The 15,467-nt window shown below is 72.9% G+C and carries 11 protein-coding genes; 8 read left to right on the top strand and 3 right to left on the bottom strand.

Features of this window, described 5'->3' with window-relative positions; translation table 11 throughout:
* Positions 1–50 precede the first annotated feature (50 nt).
* Genes FH610_RS24090 through FH610_RS24080 form a run of 3 tightly spaced genes read left to right on the top strand, consistent with a single transcriptional unit; the run spans position 51 to position 1,347 of the window.
* Positions 51–428: a hypothetical protein gene (locus tag FH610_RS24090; RefSeq protein ID WP_139577005.1), complete on the top strand. Its 378-nt coding sequence runs from the start codon at positions 51–53 to the stop codon at positions 426–428.
* Positions 429–464: 36 nt separating this feature from the next.
* On the top strand, positions 465–1,049 hold the full coding sequence (locus tag FH610_RS24085; protein ID WP_139577001.1) for an Rv1733c family protein: 585 nt from the start codon (positions 465–467) through the stop codon (positions 1,047–1,049).
* A gap of 22 nt (positions 1,050–1,071) precedes the next feature.
* Positions 1,072–1,347 carry an iron-sulfur cluster assembly accessory protein gene (locus FH610_RS24080; protein WP_139576997.1) on the top strand — a complete coding sequence of 92 codons (276 nt, stop codon included), beginning with the start codon at positions 1,072–1,074 and terminating at the stop codon, positions 1,345–1,347.
* A 3-nt stretch (positions 1,348–1,350) separates the two neighbouring features.
* On the opposite strand, the gene FH610_RS24075 is transcribed toward FH610_RS24080, so the two are convergent.
* Together FH610_RS24075 and FH610_RS24070 are read right to left on the bottom strand one after the other, a co-directional pair.
* The gene (locus FH610_RS24075; RefSeq protein WP_139576993.1) at positions 1,351–1,653 is read right to left on the bottom strand and encodes a hypothetical protein; all 303 of its coding nucleotides are present in this window, start codon (positions 1,651–1,653) and stop codon (positions 1,351–1,353) included.
* Between the two features lie 50 nt (positions 1,654–1,703).
* Positions 1,704–7,223 carry a non-ribosomal peptide synthetase/MFS transporter gene (locus tag FH610_RS24070; protein WP_139576989.1) on the bottom strand — a complete coding sequence of 1,840 codons (5,520 nt, stop codon included), beginning with the start codon at positions 7,221–7,223 and terminating at the stop codon, positions 1,704–1,706.
* A gap of 508 nt (positions 7,224–7,731) precedes the next feature.
* Here FH610_RS24070 and FH610_RS24065 point away from each other — a divergent pair.
* The 5 genes from FH610_RS24065 to FH610_RS24045 all read left to right on the top strand — a co-directional run bounded on the left by FH610_RS24065 (position 7,732) and on the right by FH610_RS24045 (position 14,318).
* A complete protein-coding gene (locus FH610_RS24065) occupies positions 7,732–8,658 on the top strand; it encodes a TauD/TfdA family dioxygenase (protein WP_139576984.1) in 927 nt (308 codons plus the stop codon).
* A gap of 25 nt (positions 8,659–8,683) precedes the next feature.
* On the top strand, positions 8,684–10,765 hold the full coding sequence (locus FH610_RS24060; protein ID WP_139576980.1) for an HAD-IIIC family phosphatase: 2,082 nt from the start codon (positions 8,684–8,686) through the stop codon (positions 10,763–10,765).
* 5 nt (positions 10,766–10,770) lie between these two features.
* Positions 10,771–12,054, top strand: coding sequence for a glycosyltransferase (locus FH610_RS24055; RefSeq protein ID WP_139576975.1), 1,284 nt, complete (start codon positions 10,771–10,773; stop codon positions 12,052–12,054).
* A 52-nt stretch (positions 12,055–12,106) separates the two neighbouring features.
* Positions 12,107–12,931 (top strand): SDR family oxidoreductase, encoded by an 825-nt coding sequence (locus FH610_RS24050; RefSeq protein ID WP_139576971.1) that lies wholly within the window; start codon positions 12,107–12,109, stop codon positions 12,929–12,931.
* Positions 12,932–13,040: 109 nt separating this feature from the next.
* A complete protein-coding gene (locus FH610_RS24045) occupies positions 13,041–14,318 on the top strand; it encodes a helix-turn-helix domain-containing protein (protein WP_139576966.1) in 1,278 nt (425 codons plus the stop codon).
* On the opposite strand, the gene FH610_RS24040 is transcribed toward FH610_RS24045, so the two are convergent.
* A complete protein-coding gene (locus tag FH610_RS24040) occupies positions 14,311–15,465 on the bottom strand; it encodes an NAD(P)/FAD-dependent oxidoreductase (protein WP_240809159.1) in 1,155 nt (384 codons plus the stop codon). The two genes, FH610_RS24045 and FH610_RS24040, sit on opposite strands and share 8 nt — an antisense overlap.
* Positions 15,466–15,467: the final 2 nt, after the last annotated feature.

The raw sequence follows: 15,467 nt of genomic DNA, 5'->3' as shown, positions 1-15,467 counted from the left end.
GGCGTGGGATCCGCACCGCGGGGGGTAAGGAGAGAGCGGAAGGAGAAGGCATGCCTGACCCTGCGGAGACGGAGCGGCTGCGCCAGGTCGTGGACGAGGTGTTCCACGACCGCCTCCGCGTGACGCGCCGCGACCTCTACTCCGCCGCCGCCGCGGACATCCACGTGTCGGCCGAGACCCTCGCCCTCCTGAACGAGATCCCCGAGGGCTCCTACAGCCGGCGGGAGATGCTGGAGGCCATCGAGGAGGCCGTACGGGCCCGGGACGAGGCGGAGCGGGAGGCGCGGCGACCGGAGCGGATCACCGCGCTGGAGGACACACCCGAGTTCGAGCACGCCATCGCCGACGACACCACGTTGAACGCGCTGATCCAGGAGTCCTCCGGCCCTCCGCCGGACGCGCCGCGGTTCCGGGAGCCGGGCGAGTGAGACAACCGGCGCACGAGAAGGAGGAGGGGTGACGCGATGCGATCTGGCCCGGTGACGATGCGGGTGCGACGCTACCTGCCCGACGGCAATCCCTTACGGCGCGGAACCGACCGCGTCGAGTCCGCGGCCGTTCTCGCCTTCCTGATCCTGGCCGTGCTGAGCCTGGTCGCGGCGTTCGCCGTGGGCGCCGCCGTGTATCGCGGCGGCGTGGCCGAGGAGCATTCCGGGCGCTGGGTGACGGCCACCGTCACGCGGGACGCGCCGGCGGCCACCTGGGTCGCGGTGGAGGGCACCGCCGCGCGGCTGCGCACGGGTGTCGCCTGGACGGCCGCCGACGGCCGTACGGTGACCGGGCAGGCGCCGGTTCCCTCGGCGGCCACGGCCGGCACGCCCGTGCGGATCTGGCTGGACCGCGACGGCAGGCCGGGCGACGGCCCGCGGAGCCGGATCGACACGGTCGCGGACGGCGTCGCGTCCGGAACGGCCACGGCGGCGCTGTCGCTGACGGCCCTGCTGGCGTGCCTCTCCCTCGTCCGCCGCCGTCTCGATCACCGCAGGTACGCCGCCTGGGACGCCGGATGGCTCGCGATGAACCGGCGGCGCAAGCCCGAGGACGCGTGAGCAGACACCTAGGAGGCGCGTCGTGCTGACAGTCACCGACCACGCCGTTCAGGCGATCCGCGATCTGATGGTGGGGGAGTACCTCCCCGAGGAGGCGGGCCTGCGCATCGCGGCCAAGCCGGGCGAGCCCGCCTCGCTGGAGCTCTCGCTGGTGAGCGCGCCCTTCTCGGGCGACGAGGTGATCAAGAGAGCGGACGTGCGCGTCTTCCTCGACGCACAGGTCGCCCAGGCCGTCGGCGGCAAGACGCTGGACGCCGAAACCGGTCCGGGCGGCCGCCCGACCTTCCGCCTGAGCTGAGATCTACTGGTCGCCCTCGTCCTCCTCGTCGTCGGGCGGCAGGCCGGTGCCCGCCACCGTGTCGGCGAGCTGGTCGTCGTCGAGCCGTCCGGTCGGCGGCTGCCCGAACGTTCCACCTCCGGAGGCCCCGCCGCCCGACACGCCGGTCCCGCCGACGATGCCGGCGGCGTCCTGGTCCGCCTTCTCCACCGACCCCTGCCGGGTGGCCCGGATGCCGGGCGTCCGGTTCTTGAACCGCGGGTCGTCCTGCGCGTTGGTCGCCAGCTCCTCTGCGAGCTGCTTCGGGTTCATCTTCTTCTCGTCCATACGGGCCGCCGTACCCGGCGGCCCGTAGGCCATTCATCCGTCAGAGCACCTCAGAGCTCGGCCGGGACCCGCTGCGCCGGAACGCTCGCCTCCTCCTGGCGGCTGCGCAGCGCCTCCAGACCGACCAGGTCGTCGGGCTCGGCGTCCGGGGTCTCCTGGTCGAACCGCGCCAGGGCCGGGTGACGCAGGGCCAGCGTGATCGTGAACGCGATGGCCAGGCCGCACACCACGTACAGCAGGCCGATGCCGCGGCCCTCGCCGACCCCGATCACCGTGCCGACCGTGTCGGCCAGCGGGCCGTCCGGCCGCATCAGCGGCTCGAAGACCAGCCCCACCAGCCAGGCCTGTACGGCCAGGCCGACCGGCTGGGTCGACAGCGCGAGCATCCGGTTGATCGCGATGACCCGGGCGTGGTAGCGCTGGGGCACCTTCGAGTGGATGATCGTCAGCCAGATGCCGTCGCTGATCGTCATCATCAGCGACATGCCGAAGGCGCCGACCGTGATGAGGACGAGCGACGAGCGCAGACCGGCGATCGCGCAGAAGATCCCGAGCACGCCGGCGGCCGACAGCATGCCGAACATCCGGCGGTCGCGCGGGCCGCCCCACAGCGTGATGATCACGCCGCCGCAGACCGCCCCGATCCCGGCGAGCAGCGCCACCCGCCCGGTGTCGGCCAGCTCGCCGACCGACAGCACCAGCGGCGAGATCATGATGAACCCGGTGAACAGGAAGAAGTTCACGATGAACATCGTGAAGGCCATGGCCCGCAGGCCCCGCCGTCGCAGCAGGTAGCGGAAGCCGTTGCGGATCTCGGCGGAGACCGTCTCCCTGCGCCGCCAGGCCATCGTGGCCGGGAAGCGCACGAGCAGGGTCACGGCGAACGCGATCGCGTAGCAGATCACGTTGGCGGTCAGGATGCCCTCGATGCCGATCAACGCCAGCACGGCGACGGAGAACAGCGGGACCATGAGCTGGGCCACGGCGTTGCCGAGCTGGACGACGCCGCCGACGTGATGCAGATAGTGCTTGGGCGCGAGCTGCGGACCCGCCGACTGCCAGGCCACCCGTTGGAGGGTCACCGATATCGACAGCACCACCAGCAGGGCGTACAGCACGGGCATGCTCAACCCGTCGCTCGCCATCAGCGCGAGCAGCGCGGCCTGCACGGCCAGCGACATGCCGTCGGCCGCCAGCATCGCCCGCTTGCGGTCGTACCGGTCGACGAGCGCGCCGATCAGCGGCGCGAGGACGAGCCCCGGCACCAGCCCGATGATGGCGAACAGCCCGAACTGCACCAGCGAGCCGCTCTTCAGGTACGCCCAGATCGGCACGGCGAACTCGGTCATCACGGCGCCGATCATGGAGACGATCTGACCGGTCGCCACCGTGAAGAACCGGCCAAGGCTGGGCTGCGGCCCGGCGACGTCGGCCCGCCGGTCGGCGGACAGCGCCTGTCGCCACCACGTCGCCGGGTCGTCGGGCGGGCGCGGCCGCCACTCGCCGGGACTCTCCACGGCGGTGTGGGTGGTCGTGACGATCGCGGCCAGTTCCTCGGTGCGGTATCGGAGGAAGTAGTGGCCGGCCTCGGCCATCACGACCAGCGCCGTGGTCTCGGAGACGCAGTGCCAGTCGCGGTAGCGCTCCTGGTAGAAGTCGGTCAGCGCGTCGCGGTCGCCGACGATCGAGATCACCGGGGCGCGCAGCTGCGGGCTCTGCTGCTCCACGAGTTCGCTGAAGTAGTCCTCGCCGGCCCGCGCGTCCACCCGCATCGTGCGGATGATGTGGTCGACCTGATCGGGGTCGAGGTCCTGCAGGTCGGCGCCCATCGCGCGCAGCCAGTTGGCGTGCGCGTTGGCGTTGTCCAGCGCCTTGCTGCGGAAGATCCGTCCGAGCAGGCCGTTCAGGCCCTTGGTGGGGGTGGCGAACGGGAAGCTGCCGCCCACGTAGACGGCCTCGACCCGGCGTCCCGCCGCCTCGAGCCTCCGCGCGATCTCGGTGGTGAGCGCGCTGCCGACGCAGTGGCCGTACAGCGCGACCGGGCCGCGCACCCGCTCCATCACCTCGTCGCACACCCGCTGCGCGGCCTCGTGGAACGGGATCGTGCTCTCCTCGACCCCGAGCTCGTGGCCCGGCAGGGCGACCGAGAACAGCGAGTGCCCGGCCGGCAGCACGTCGGCCAGCGGCTGGTAGATCATCGCGCTGGCCCCGCCGTACGGGATGCAGACCAGCGACAGCGTCGGCGTCTTCACCGGCCGGGTCAGCTCGACCAGCAGGCCGCGAGGGCCGTCCTCGGTCTCTTCCGGCGCCTGCCGGGCGGCGTCGATCAGCGCGGCCAGCTCCCGCACGGTGCGGTTGGCGATCGCGTCGAGCACGGTCACCTGGTAGCCGTCGGCGGGCAGCGCCTGGCGCAGCTTGGCGACCATGCGGATGAGCAGCAGCGAGTGGCCGCCGAGCGCGTTGAAGTCGTTGTCGATCGAGACGGCCTCGATGCCGAGGACCTCACGCCAGACCCCGGCCACCACGATCTCGGTCTCGGTCGTCGGCTCGGCCAGGTCCTCGCCCACCCGCACCACCGGATCGGGCAGCGCCTTGCGGTCCACCTTGCCGTTGGCGTTGAGCGGGATGGTCTCCAGCGGCACGAACACCGATGGGATCATGTATTCCGGCAGCCGCGCCGCGCAGTGCTCTGCCAGCTCGGATAACTCCGGACCTGTGGGGACGTAGTAGGCGACGAGCCGTTTGTCCTCGGGCGTGAACGCGTGCACGGTGACGACCGCGTCGCGCACGCCGGGGTGATCGAGGACGGCCGCCCGCACCTCGTCCAGCTCGATGCGGTAGCCGCGGATCTTCACCTGGTCGTCGAACCGGCCGAGGAAGGCCACGTTCCCGTCGCGCGTCCAGGTCACCCGGTCGCCGGTGCGGTACATCCGCCCGCCCTCGTTCCCGGAGACAGGGTGGAAGGGGTCGGGGAGGAACCGCTCCTCGGTGAGGTCCAGCCGGTTCATGTAGCCGCGGGTCACGCCCACGCCGCCGACGTACAGCTCGCCCGGCACGCCGACCGGCTGCAGCCGCCGGTTGGCGTCCAGGACGTACATCCGCATGTTGGGCAGCGGACGCCCGATCGGGACGACCTCCACGAGCTGGGCGTCCCGCACGGGATAGATACACGTCCCGACAGAGGCCTCGGTGGGGCCGTACTCGTTGATCAGTCGGCCCGGGCCGAGCATCTCCAGCCACCGGTTGGCCATCGAGCCGGGCAGCGCCTCGCCCGCCACGACGATCTTCCCGGCGAGCGCCGCGGCCTGCCGGGCGTCGATCTGGTGACCGAGCACCTCCAGGTGGCCGGGGGTGCACTTGATGAAGCCGTACGGCCCGCCCGCCACCAGCAGCGCGCCCAGCTCGCCCATGTCGAAGTCCTGGGCCAGCACGGTGACCCGCTGTCCCACGACGAGCGGCGCCCACAGGTTGGGCACCACGAGGTCGAACGCCACCGAACCGAACAGCGGCGCGCCGCCGTCGCCCTGGGACGCCAGGTCCTCGACGGCCCACCACACGTGGTTCACCAGACCGCGGTGGGTGACCTGCACGCCCTTCGGCTTGCCGGTGGACCCCGACGTGAAGATCACATAGGCCAGCCGGTCGATGTCGTACGGCACGCCGGCCGGGTCGCGCGGCTGCTCGTCGAGCAGGCCGCCGTCCACGTCCACGACGTCGACGCGGACGCCGTCGAAGAGATGAGCGTAGCCCGCCGAGGTCAGGACCAGCGGGGTCGCGGCGATCGACAGCATGTCGCGGACGCGCTGCGCGGGGAACTTGGGATCCATCGGCAGGTAGGCCGCGCCCGCCTTCCACACGCCCAGCAGGCAGGCGATGAGGTCCGGGCTCCGGTCGAGCAGCACGCCCACCGTGTCCTCCGGGCCGATGCCCCGCTCGCGCAGCAGGTGGGCGACCTGGTTGGCGCGGGCGTGCAGCTCGGCGTACGTGGTCGTGCGGCCCTCGAAGGAGGCCGCGACCGCGTCGGAGCCCGCGTGGCGCTCCAGCAGCTCGGGCAGGGCCACGTCCGGGTACGGCCGGGCCGAGTCGTTCCAGGCGCCCAGCACCACGTCGCGCTCGGCGTCGGTGAGCATCTCCAGGTCGGCCAGCGGGGTGTCCGGGGCGGCGGCGATCCGCTCGGCCAGCGCCCGGTAGTGCCCGGCCATCCGGACGACGGAGTCCGCGTCGAACCGGTCCTTCTGGTAGGTCAGATAGAGCTCGGGGTCGCCGGTGCCGTTCAGGTGCACGAGCAGCGCGAGGTCGTAGGTGAAGTCGTCGACCTCGTGCTCCCAGACCGACGCCTCCAGTCCGGGCCAGCGCCCGCGCTGGTCGCGGAAGACGCGCAGCGAGAAGCCGACGGTCGACAGCGAGAAGTTGCGGGCGTCCCGGTCGCTCAGCGCCCCGGCCAGTTCCGAGAACGGCAGGTGGTTGGCGAGCGCCTCGCCGAGCCTGCGCCGCACCCCGGCCGCCGCCTCCCTGAACGAGGGGTTGTCCGACAGGTCGGCGCGCAGCGGCAGGGCGTTGACGAAGCAGCCCAGCACGGGCTCCAGCTCCACCCGGCGCCGGCCGCCGTCCACCGTGGCGATCGTCAGGTCGCCCTGCCCGGTGTAGCGCGCGAGCAGCATCGAGAAGACCGTGAGCAGGGCCACGAACGGGGTGGTTCCCGGGCCGCCGACCTCCCGCAGCGCCCGCAGGACCTCGTCCGGCAGCGTGAACAGGTGGCAGTCGCTCCGGTTGCCCTCGGTGGCGGCATGACCGTCCCGCGCGATGGGAAGCTCCACCGCGCTCGCGCCGTCGAGCCGGTCGCGCCAGTAGGCGAGCCGCCGCTCGCGCCGCTCGCCGGTCAGCTCACGCCGCGACCAGGCCGCGTAGTCGGCGTACTGAAGCGGGGGCGTGGCCACCTCGGCGGGACGGCCCTCGTGGGCGGCCGCGTACACGCCGGTGAGCTCGTCCACGATGATGCCGACCGACCACCCGTCGCATGCGATGTGGTGGCAGACGAACATCAGCACGTGGTCCTCGTCGGCCAGCCGGACCAGCGTCGTGCGGTGGACCGGCCCGGTCTCCAGGTCGAAGCGTTCGACGGCGGCCCTGCACGTGATCTCCCGGGCCCGGGCCTCCCGCTCGGGCTCCGGCAGGTCCCGCAGGTCGACGACGTCGAGCGGCGCCGGCCCGGGGTCGAGGACGATCTGGCGGGGCTCGTGCCCGTCGCCCTCGTAGACCGTACGCAGGATCTCGTGGCGTTCGACCAGGCTGTCCAGGGCGACGGTCAGCGCCCGGGTGTCGAGCGGGCCGGTGAGCCGCAGGCCGATCGTGGCGTTCGGCGCCGGAGCGCCCTCGGCGAAGCGGGCGCCGAGCCACATCTGGGTCTGCTCGTAGGAGCAGGGGGCGGGTCCCTCGCCGCGTGGGGTGATCGCGTCCGCGGCGGCGGCCCTGGCGGCTCTGGCGGCGAGGAGCCGGCGCAGGGCCTCCTGCCTGCGTGGGGAAAGCGACGCTATTAGATGCTCGTTGTCAGTCGTCGGCGATATCGTCACCGAGCGTTCTCCTCTCTGCGCAAATTATGCGCAGGACCAGCTGACCACGCAGAAAAGTGGTTGAACCAGAAAACGCTTGATCGTCGATTTCGCAGGATCTCGCCGCGTATCTCGCCGCGTTTCGAGTCGAGATGCGTGGGAGCGCTCCCACGAAAGTGGTTATTTTACGATACGGGATGCACGTTGGGTAACGCAAGCCTCACTTCTACCTGCGATCAGGTGCGAAGAGTATTGGGAAATCGACCTTCCGTCATCGCCTGCCGACCGCAGAACATGAGTGGTCGTCGGCATTGCCGATGGACACAGGCGAATGTCGGATAATTTGACTGACGTCGTCGAGTTGAACCGGATGAAACATGTTTCTTGCGCGTGACCCGATCCGGGTTCTATGTTGGCCGCCGGAATCTCTTTCCGCAGGGGCGCCGCCTATTCGAGGGCCCGCCTGCCTCCTTAATTCAACTTTTCCCCGTGCTCGGCCGCGGCCCGATCCCGTGCAGAAGGAGGACGCATGGACGACTTCTGGAAGCCCCTGGAAATAACCCCGGACGGCTCCGCCGCCACGCCCGAGGGGCTGATGGAACGGCTGCGCGGATTGAACCTGGGCGACTTGCTGGTCCGCGAGAAGGCGCTCGTCTTCCGGGGGTTCGGCGTCACGCCCGAGACCCTCGATCCCGTCATGGACATGCTGCTGCCCAACCGGCTGGCGTACGTCCACGGCAACTCGCCCCGCACCAAGGTGGGCGGCAACGTCTACACCTCGACCGAGTACCCGCCCGAGTACACGATCTCCATGCACAACGAGCTGTCGTACTCCGCCACCTGGCCCTCGCGGCTGCTGTTCTACTGCGAGAAGGCGGCCGAGACCGGCGGGGCCACCCCCGTCGTGGACGGCGTGCGCTGGCTGGAGTCGCTCGAGGACGAGGTCAGGGAGGCCTTCGCCAAGGGCGTGCGCTACACCCAGAACCTGCACGCCGGTCGGGGGCTCGGCAAGAGCTGGCAGGAGACGTTCGAGACCGAGGACCGCGACGAGGTGGCCGGCTTCCTCGACCGCATCGAGGCGGACTGGCAGTGGCGGCCCGACGGCGGCGTGCGGATCTCCCAGATCAGGCCCGCCACCACTCGGCACCCCGTGACCGGGGCCGAGGTGTGGTTCAACCAGGCCGACCAGTGGCACCCCGCCTCGCTCGGCGACGAGGCCGCCGCCATGCTCGCCGAACTCATGCCGCCGGAGGAGCTGCCGCAGTCGGTGACGTTCCCCGACGGCGCCCCGATCCCCGGCGAGTACGTGATCCAGGTGCGCGACCGGGGGCTGGACAACGCGGTGGACGTCGACTGGCGGAAGGGCGACCTGCTGCTGATCGACAACGTGCTGGTCGGGCACGGCCGCAGGCCCTTCACCGGCTCCCGCCGCATCCTCGTCGCCATGTCCGACTGATCGCGCTCTCGAAAGGGAAAACGCAGTGAACAAGATCGGACTTGGGGTCGCCGCGACCTTCACCGCCGAGCCGCTCGGGGACGCCCTGCGGTTCTGGCTCGCCGAACTCGGCGTCGAGGGGGAGGTGGCCTTCGCTCCGTACGACCAGGTCTTCCCCTCGCTCCTCGACTCGGGCAGCGTGCTCGGCCGGGCCGGCGCCGCCGTCGTGCTGGTCCGGGCGGAAGATCTGGTCGCCGGGGATTTGGCCGCCGAGCAGGACGGGCTCGACGAGGTGGAGGCCGTGGCCACCGACCTCGCCGCCGCGCTGCGAACCTCGGCACGCGCGTCCGGCACGCCCCACGTGCTCGTCGTCTGCCCTCCCTCGCCCGAGCACGGCTCACCCGAGGCCCACGCGCGCCTCGCCTCCAGTCTGGCCCGGGCGTTCGAGGGCGACCGGGCCGTCTCCGTGCTCACCTCCGCCGAGCCGTACGAGCCCGCGCCGGAGGCCGTCCACGACGCCTTCGCCGACCGGACCGGCAACGTCCCCTACACCGACCGCTACTTCGCCGCGCTGGCCGCCGCGGCCGCCCGCCGCCTGCACGCCATGACCACCCCGCGTCCCAAGGTCGTCGCCGTGGACTGCGACGGCACGCTCTGGGACGGCGTGGTCGGCGAGGACGGTCCCGACGGCGTGGTCATCGGCCCGGAGCGGATGGAGATCTGGCGGGAGCTGGCGCGCCAGGTCGCCGCAGGCAGGCTGCTGTGCCTGTGCAGCAAGAACGAGGAGAAGGACGTCCGCGAGGTGTTCGCCCGGCATCCGGAGCTGCCGGTCGGCCTGGACGACGTCGCCGCGATGCGTGTCGGGTGGGAGGCCAAGTCTCAGTCGCTGCGCTCGCTCGCCGCCGAGCTCGACCTCGGGCTCGACTCGTTCGTCTTCCTCGACGACAGCCCGGTCGAGTGCGCCGAGGTCCGGGCCGGCTGCCCCGAGGTGCTGACCCTCCGGCTCCCGGCAGGTGCCGCGGAGGCGGCGGCCTTCCTCCGGCACTGCTGGCCCCTCGACCTGACCGCGGTCACCGAGGCCGACCGCGAGCGCACCCGCCGCTACCAGGAGGAACGGCAGCGAGAGCAGGCCAGGGACGAGATGTCCCTCGCCGACTTCTTCGCCACGCTCGACCTGCGGGTGACCATCACCCCCGCCGGTCCCGAGCACGAGGCCCGGGCCGCTCAGCTCGCCGAGCGGACCAACCAGTTCAACCTCTCGGGGGTGCGTCGCCTGGACGGCGACGAGAAGTTCGTCGTGGACGTGCGCGACCGCTTCGGGGACTACGGCGTCGTCGGCCTCACCGACGTGCGGACGGAGGGGGACACGCTGCGCGCCGGTGCGTTCCTGCTCAGCTGCCGGGCGCTCGGGCGCGGGGTGGAGCACCGCATGCTCGCGCACCTGGGGGTGCTCGCGCGGGAGCGCGGGCTGGCCCGGGTGGCCCTGGCCTTCCGGGCGACCGAGCGCAACCAACCGGCCAGGGACTTCCTGGCCGCCCTGCCGGCGACGGTGGAGCCGTACGGCGAGGAGGCGGCCTGGTACGTCCTCGACGCGGGCGCCGCGGCGGCCGTCGTCCACGCGCCGGGCCCTGCTGAGGAGAGGGCAGCGGGGCCCGACCAGGCCGTACAGGCCATCCGGATCGCGGAACCCGCCGCTCCCGCCGGCTGGGCGGCCGTCGAACGGATCGCGACCCGGCTGACCGGCGCCGACGCGATCCTCGACGCCATGCGAGCCGCCCGTCCGGTGGCGGAGGTGGCCGGAGCGAGTCCCGTCGAGGTGACCGTGATGCGGATGTGGGCCGAACTGCTCGACGTGGCGCCGGCCTCGGTGAGCGACGGCTTCTTCCAACTGGGCGGCCACTCGCTGCGGCTGGTGCAGTTCATGGCGCGGGTGCGTGCCGAGTTCGGCGTCGAGCTGCCCTTCGACACGCTCTACACCACCTCGTTCACCGTCGCCGAGGTCGCCAAGGCGATCGAGGAGCGGCAGCTCGCCGACACCGACGACGAGGAGCTGGCCGGGCTGCTCGACGAGCTCGCGGGCCTGTCGGACGAGGAGATCGACGCCCTGCTCGACTCGGGGAACGGCTGATCCGCATGGCCACGATGCTGCTGAGCACCCACGGCACCAACGGCGACGTGCTCCCGTTCGTACGGATCGGGCGCGAGCTGGCGGAGCGCGGCCACGACGTCGTCGTGATGACGCACTCCTGGTTCGCCGACCGGATCGCGGCCGCGGGTCTCCGGCACCTGCCGATCGACACGGCGGAGGGCTACGACCGGCACCTGGACGACGCCCGGCGCTACATGCTCGATCCCCTGAAAGACCCCGACGGCGTGCTCGCGCTCTACCGGCGCAACGGCCTGTTCGAGCTGCTCGCCGACGAGGTCCGCATGATCGAGGAGCATTATCGGCCGGGGGAGACCGTGGTGGTCGCCCGGCACACCTCGGGCATCGCCGCGCTGATGGCCGCCGAGCGTCGCGGGGTGCCGGTGGCGCTGGTGTCCGTCACGCCCCATCAGTACGTCTCGTTGCCGGTGCTCGGGAACCTCTTCAGGCGCGTGCTCGGGCAGGGGTACGACGACGTCTTCCAGGCGTTCGGCCTGCGGCCGGTCCGCGACTGGGTCGCCTACCTGACGAGCGCCAAGACCCAGCTCGCGCTGTGGCCGGAATGGTTCGACGCCGCGGGCCAGCCGGCGCCGGAGGGCGTCGTCCGCTGCGGGTTCGTGCTCGGCGACACGGCGGAGGGCCCGATCCCTGACTGGGCCGAGCCGCCCGTGCTGATCACCGGCGGCACCGGGCAGGTGCTGCACGACCGGTTCTACGACGTGGCGGCGCGGGCGTGCCGGCGGATCGGGAGGAAGGCCCTGCTGGTGAACCGGCACCCGTCGTTCCAGCCCGAGTCGCTGCCCGACGGGGTGGAGTGGGTGCCCTCGGCGCCGTTCGCCACGGTCATGCCCCATGTCGCCGCGGTCGTCCACCACGGCGGGATCGGCACACTCGCCCGGGCGCTGTCGTCGGCGACCCCGCAGGTGCTCCTCGCGCACGGCGTCGACCGCCCGGACAACGCCGAGCGGCTGGAACGCGCCGGGGTGGCGACCTGGCTGCCCGTGTCGCACTGGACCGAGGACCGGACGGCCGACCTGCTGGCCCGGGCCCTGGACTCCGCGGCCGACGGCGGATACCGGGAGCGGATCGCGCCGCTCGCGGCCGACGCCGCGTCGGAGGACTCCGTGCGTGTCGCGGCCGAGCACGCCGAGGCGCTCATCGGGACCGACGCGGTCATGACGCGGCCGGATCCGCGCGAGCGGCTGGCGCGTCTCACCCCGGAGCAGCGCACGCGCCTGGCCGCCATGGCGCGCGCCCGCCGGGGCGTGTGAAGGAGGGTCTCCCGGGTACGCCGAGGTGCCGTAAACCGACGGAGGGGGATCCATGGGCGGCACGGTGGCGCCGATCTCGCGCTTCGACTACGACAAGGTGGCGATCGTCACCGGCGCCGACTCGGGGATCGGGCGGGCGACCGCGGTGATGCTCGCCGCGCACGGCTTCGACGTCGGCGTCACCTATCACCAGGACGAGAAGGGCGCGCGGGAGACCGCGGAGCAGGTCGAGGTGCGGGGGCGCCGGGCCGCGGTGCGGCAGCACGACCTGACCGACCCGGTGGCCGCGGCGGCCGTGATCGACGAGCTCGCCGACGAGCTGGGCGGCCTCGGCGTGCTGGTGAACAACGCGGGCACCGGCACGGCCGAGCCGCTTCTGGAGATCGGCTACGACCGGTGGCGGTCGGTCCTCGCGGTCGACCTCGACGGGCCGTTCCTGTGCTCGCAGCGGGCCGCCCGCCGGATGATCGCGCGCGGCGCGGGCGGCCGGATCGTCAACGTGACCAGCGTCCACGAGGAGTACCCCCGCCTCGGGGCCGGGCCCTACTGCGCGGCCAAGGGCGGTCTGCGGATGCTCAGCCGCACACTCGCGATGGAGCTGGCCAGGCACGGCATCACGGTCAACACCGTGGCACCCGGGGAGATCGCGACTCCCATGACCGGGCAGGAGGACCAGCCGCCCCGGCCGGACACCCGGCCCGGCTATCCGCTCGGCCGTCCCGGCGACGCCCGCGAGGTCGCCGCGGTGATCGCCTTCCTGGCCGGGCCGACCGCGTCGTACGTCACCGGCGCGTCGCTGTTCGTGGACGGAGGGCTCGGCCTGATGGGCCCGCAGGCCGCCGGCGACATCGACAAGGACATCTGGGCGTCCGCCTGACCCGTCATCCGCCGGGGAGCGCGGCGGGCGTGAGGGCTGAACGGGCCCTTGTCGCACGACCCGGCCGTGGGTGACGATGGCGCCTGAAGACGCGGAGAGTGAGGGCGCCGTGACCAATCCATGGCTCGCGCTTGAATCCGGGGCCGACGCGGCGGAGCGTACCGGTGAGCTGCGCCGCGCCCATGAGCGCTTCCTGTCGGCCGGGGCGATCGACGGGCCGGTGCGTTCCCTGGTCGCCGACTCGTGGCGGCGATCGGCCCGGGCGGTCGATCCGGACGCGCTCGCGCCGCTGGAGCTCACCGACGCCGAGCTCGAGGAGTATCGCAGCGCGCACCCGCTGGCCAGGGTGCTGCCGCTGTTCCGCGATCTGCTGGGCGGCATCGCCGACGACGGGCGGCACCTGCTCGCGGTGTGCGACGCCGCCGGCCGGCTGCTGTGGGTCGAGGGACATCGCGGGGCGCGGGCGCGGGCCGAGCGGATGAACTTCGTCGCCGGGGCCCGGTGGGACGAGTCCCACGCGGGCACCAACGCCCCCGGCGTCGCGATCACGGTCGGCCATCCGGTGCAGATCTTCGCGGCCGAGCACTTCGCCGTACCGGTGCAGCCGTGGACCTGCGCCGCCGCGCCGATCCACGACCCGCACACCGGCCGCCTGCTCGGCGCGGTCGACGTCACCGGCGGCGACAACCTGGCCAGCCCGTACAGCCTGGCCCTCGTGCAGGCGGCGGCCCGCGCGGCGGAGGCGCACCTTGCTTCCAACCACGGGGCCACGCTTCCCGCTCCGGCTCTTGCGCCCGCCGTGACGCTCACGGCCCTGGGCCGGGACGACGCCGTGCTCACCGAGGGCCCGCGCCGGATCAGGCTGGGTCCCCGGCACAGCGAGATCGTCGTGCTGCTGGCCTGCCATCCCGAGGGGCTGAGCAGCGACCAGCTCAGCGCGGAGCTGTACGGCGACCGCATGCTGAACCCCGTCACGCTCCGCGCGGAGCTGTCCCGGCTGCGCCACCGGCTCGGCCCGCTGCTCGACTCCCGTCCGTACCGGCTGCGGGTGCCGGTGCGGGCCGACTTCCAGGCGCTCGCCGAGCACCTGGCCGCCGCGGACGCCGACGCCGCGCTGCGGGCCTACCGAGGGCAGCTCCTGCCCGGCTCGGACGCGCCCGGCGTCGTATGGCAGCGCCGCCTGCTGGACGACGGCGTACGCGACCTGCTGGTGGCCCGGCGCGACCCCGCGCTGCTCGAACGATGGACGCGCGCGCCGTGGGGAAGGGACGACATCGTCGCCTGGCAGGCGCTGCTGGCCGCGCTGCCCGCCGGATCCCCGGCCCGGGCGCGGGCCGCCCGGCGGGTGCGCGACCTCGACGCGGAGTACGGCCTGCCGTTCAGGTGAGATTCTTGAGCCAGCGGAGGGCGACGGCCGCCGCCAGGCGGGGCGGCACGGTGCCCGCCCCGAGCCCGACGTCTACGAGTAGGTCGAACACCTCGGTGCGGTGGGCGGCGACGGTGATCGCCGCGTCGATGAAGCCGGGGGAGCGGGCGGCCAGGGCGAGCACGTCGGTGGTGCGCAGGTGCCGCCCGAGCGCCCCGCGCAGCCCGCGCCGGTAGGCCCGCAGCGGGTCGTCCGGCGAACCGATCGCCGCCTCGGCGGCCAGCCGCCCCGACAGCAGCGCGTAGTAGATGCCCTCGCCGGTCAGCGGGTTGACGAGGCTCGCCGCGTCGCCGGCCAGCAGCACGCGGCCCGCGCCCGGCACCGGCCGCCCGCTCGACAGCGGCAGGTGATGCGCCCGCAGGTCGCGGACGGGGGACCTGATCTCACCCAGCAGGGGCAGGAGCCGGGCCAGCCGCCCGTGCAGGATCTCGCGCCCGGGCCGGCCGGTCTGTCTCAGCGTCGGCAGCAGCAGGCCGTAGCCGACGTTGGCCGTGCCGTCGCCCACCGGGAACGACCAGGCGTAGGCCGGCCAGCCCTCGCTCTGCATGACGATGACCTGCTCGTCGTCGTCCGGCGGCACGTCGGCGTACCCGCGCACCGCGATGGCGGTGTGCCGGTCCGGGCTCGGCGGGACGCCGATCAGCCGCCGTACGGCCGAGTTGGCGCCGTCGGCGGCGACGACCGCCCGGGCGACCAGGTGGCCGTCGATCACGACGTGCCCGCCGAGGGTGGTCAGCGTACGCACCCGGTGGCGGCGCACCTCCACGCCGCGCGCCCGCGCCGCCTCGACCAGCCGGTTGTCGAAGACCCGGCGGGGGACCACGTGGTTGGGCCGTGCGACGACGGCCGAGACGTGGGCCCCGCCGGGCGACGTCACCGACAGGCGCGGCGTCGGCCGGTGGTCGTCGAGCAGGCCGGGCAGCCCGAGCAGCGCGAGCTCCTGCCGTGCGTGCGCCGCGATGCCGTCGCCGCAGGCCTTGTCACGCGGGAAGGCCGCCCGGTCGAGCAGCAGCACCCGGCAGCCGGGATCGAGCTGCCTGGCCCGCAGCGCGGCGGCCGAGCCCGCCGGCCCGGCGCCGACCACCACCAGGTCCCAGACGTCCTCCACAT

Origin of the sequence: Microbispora catharanthi, assembly GCF_006334915.2 — a bacterium.
Lineage (GTDB): Bacteria > Actinomycetota > Actinomycetes > Streptosporangiales > Streptosporangiaceae > Microbispora > Microbispora catharanthi.
The sequence above is the reverse complement of the archived record's forward strand: the minus strand, read 5'-3'. Positions and strand labels throughout refer to the sequence as shown.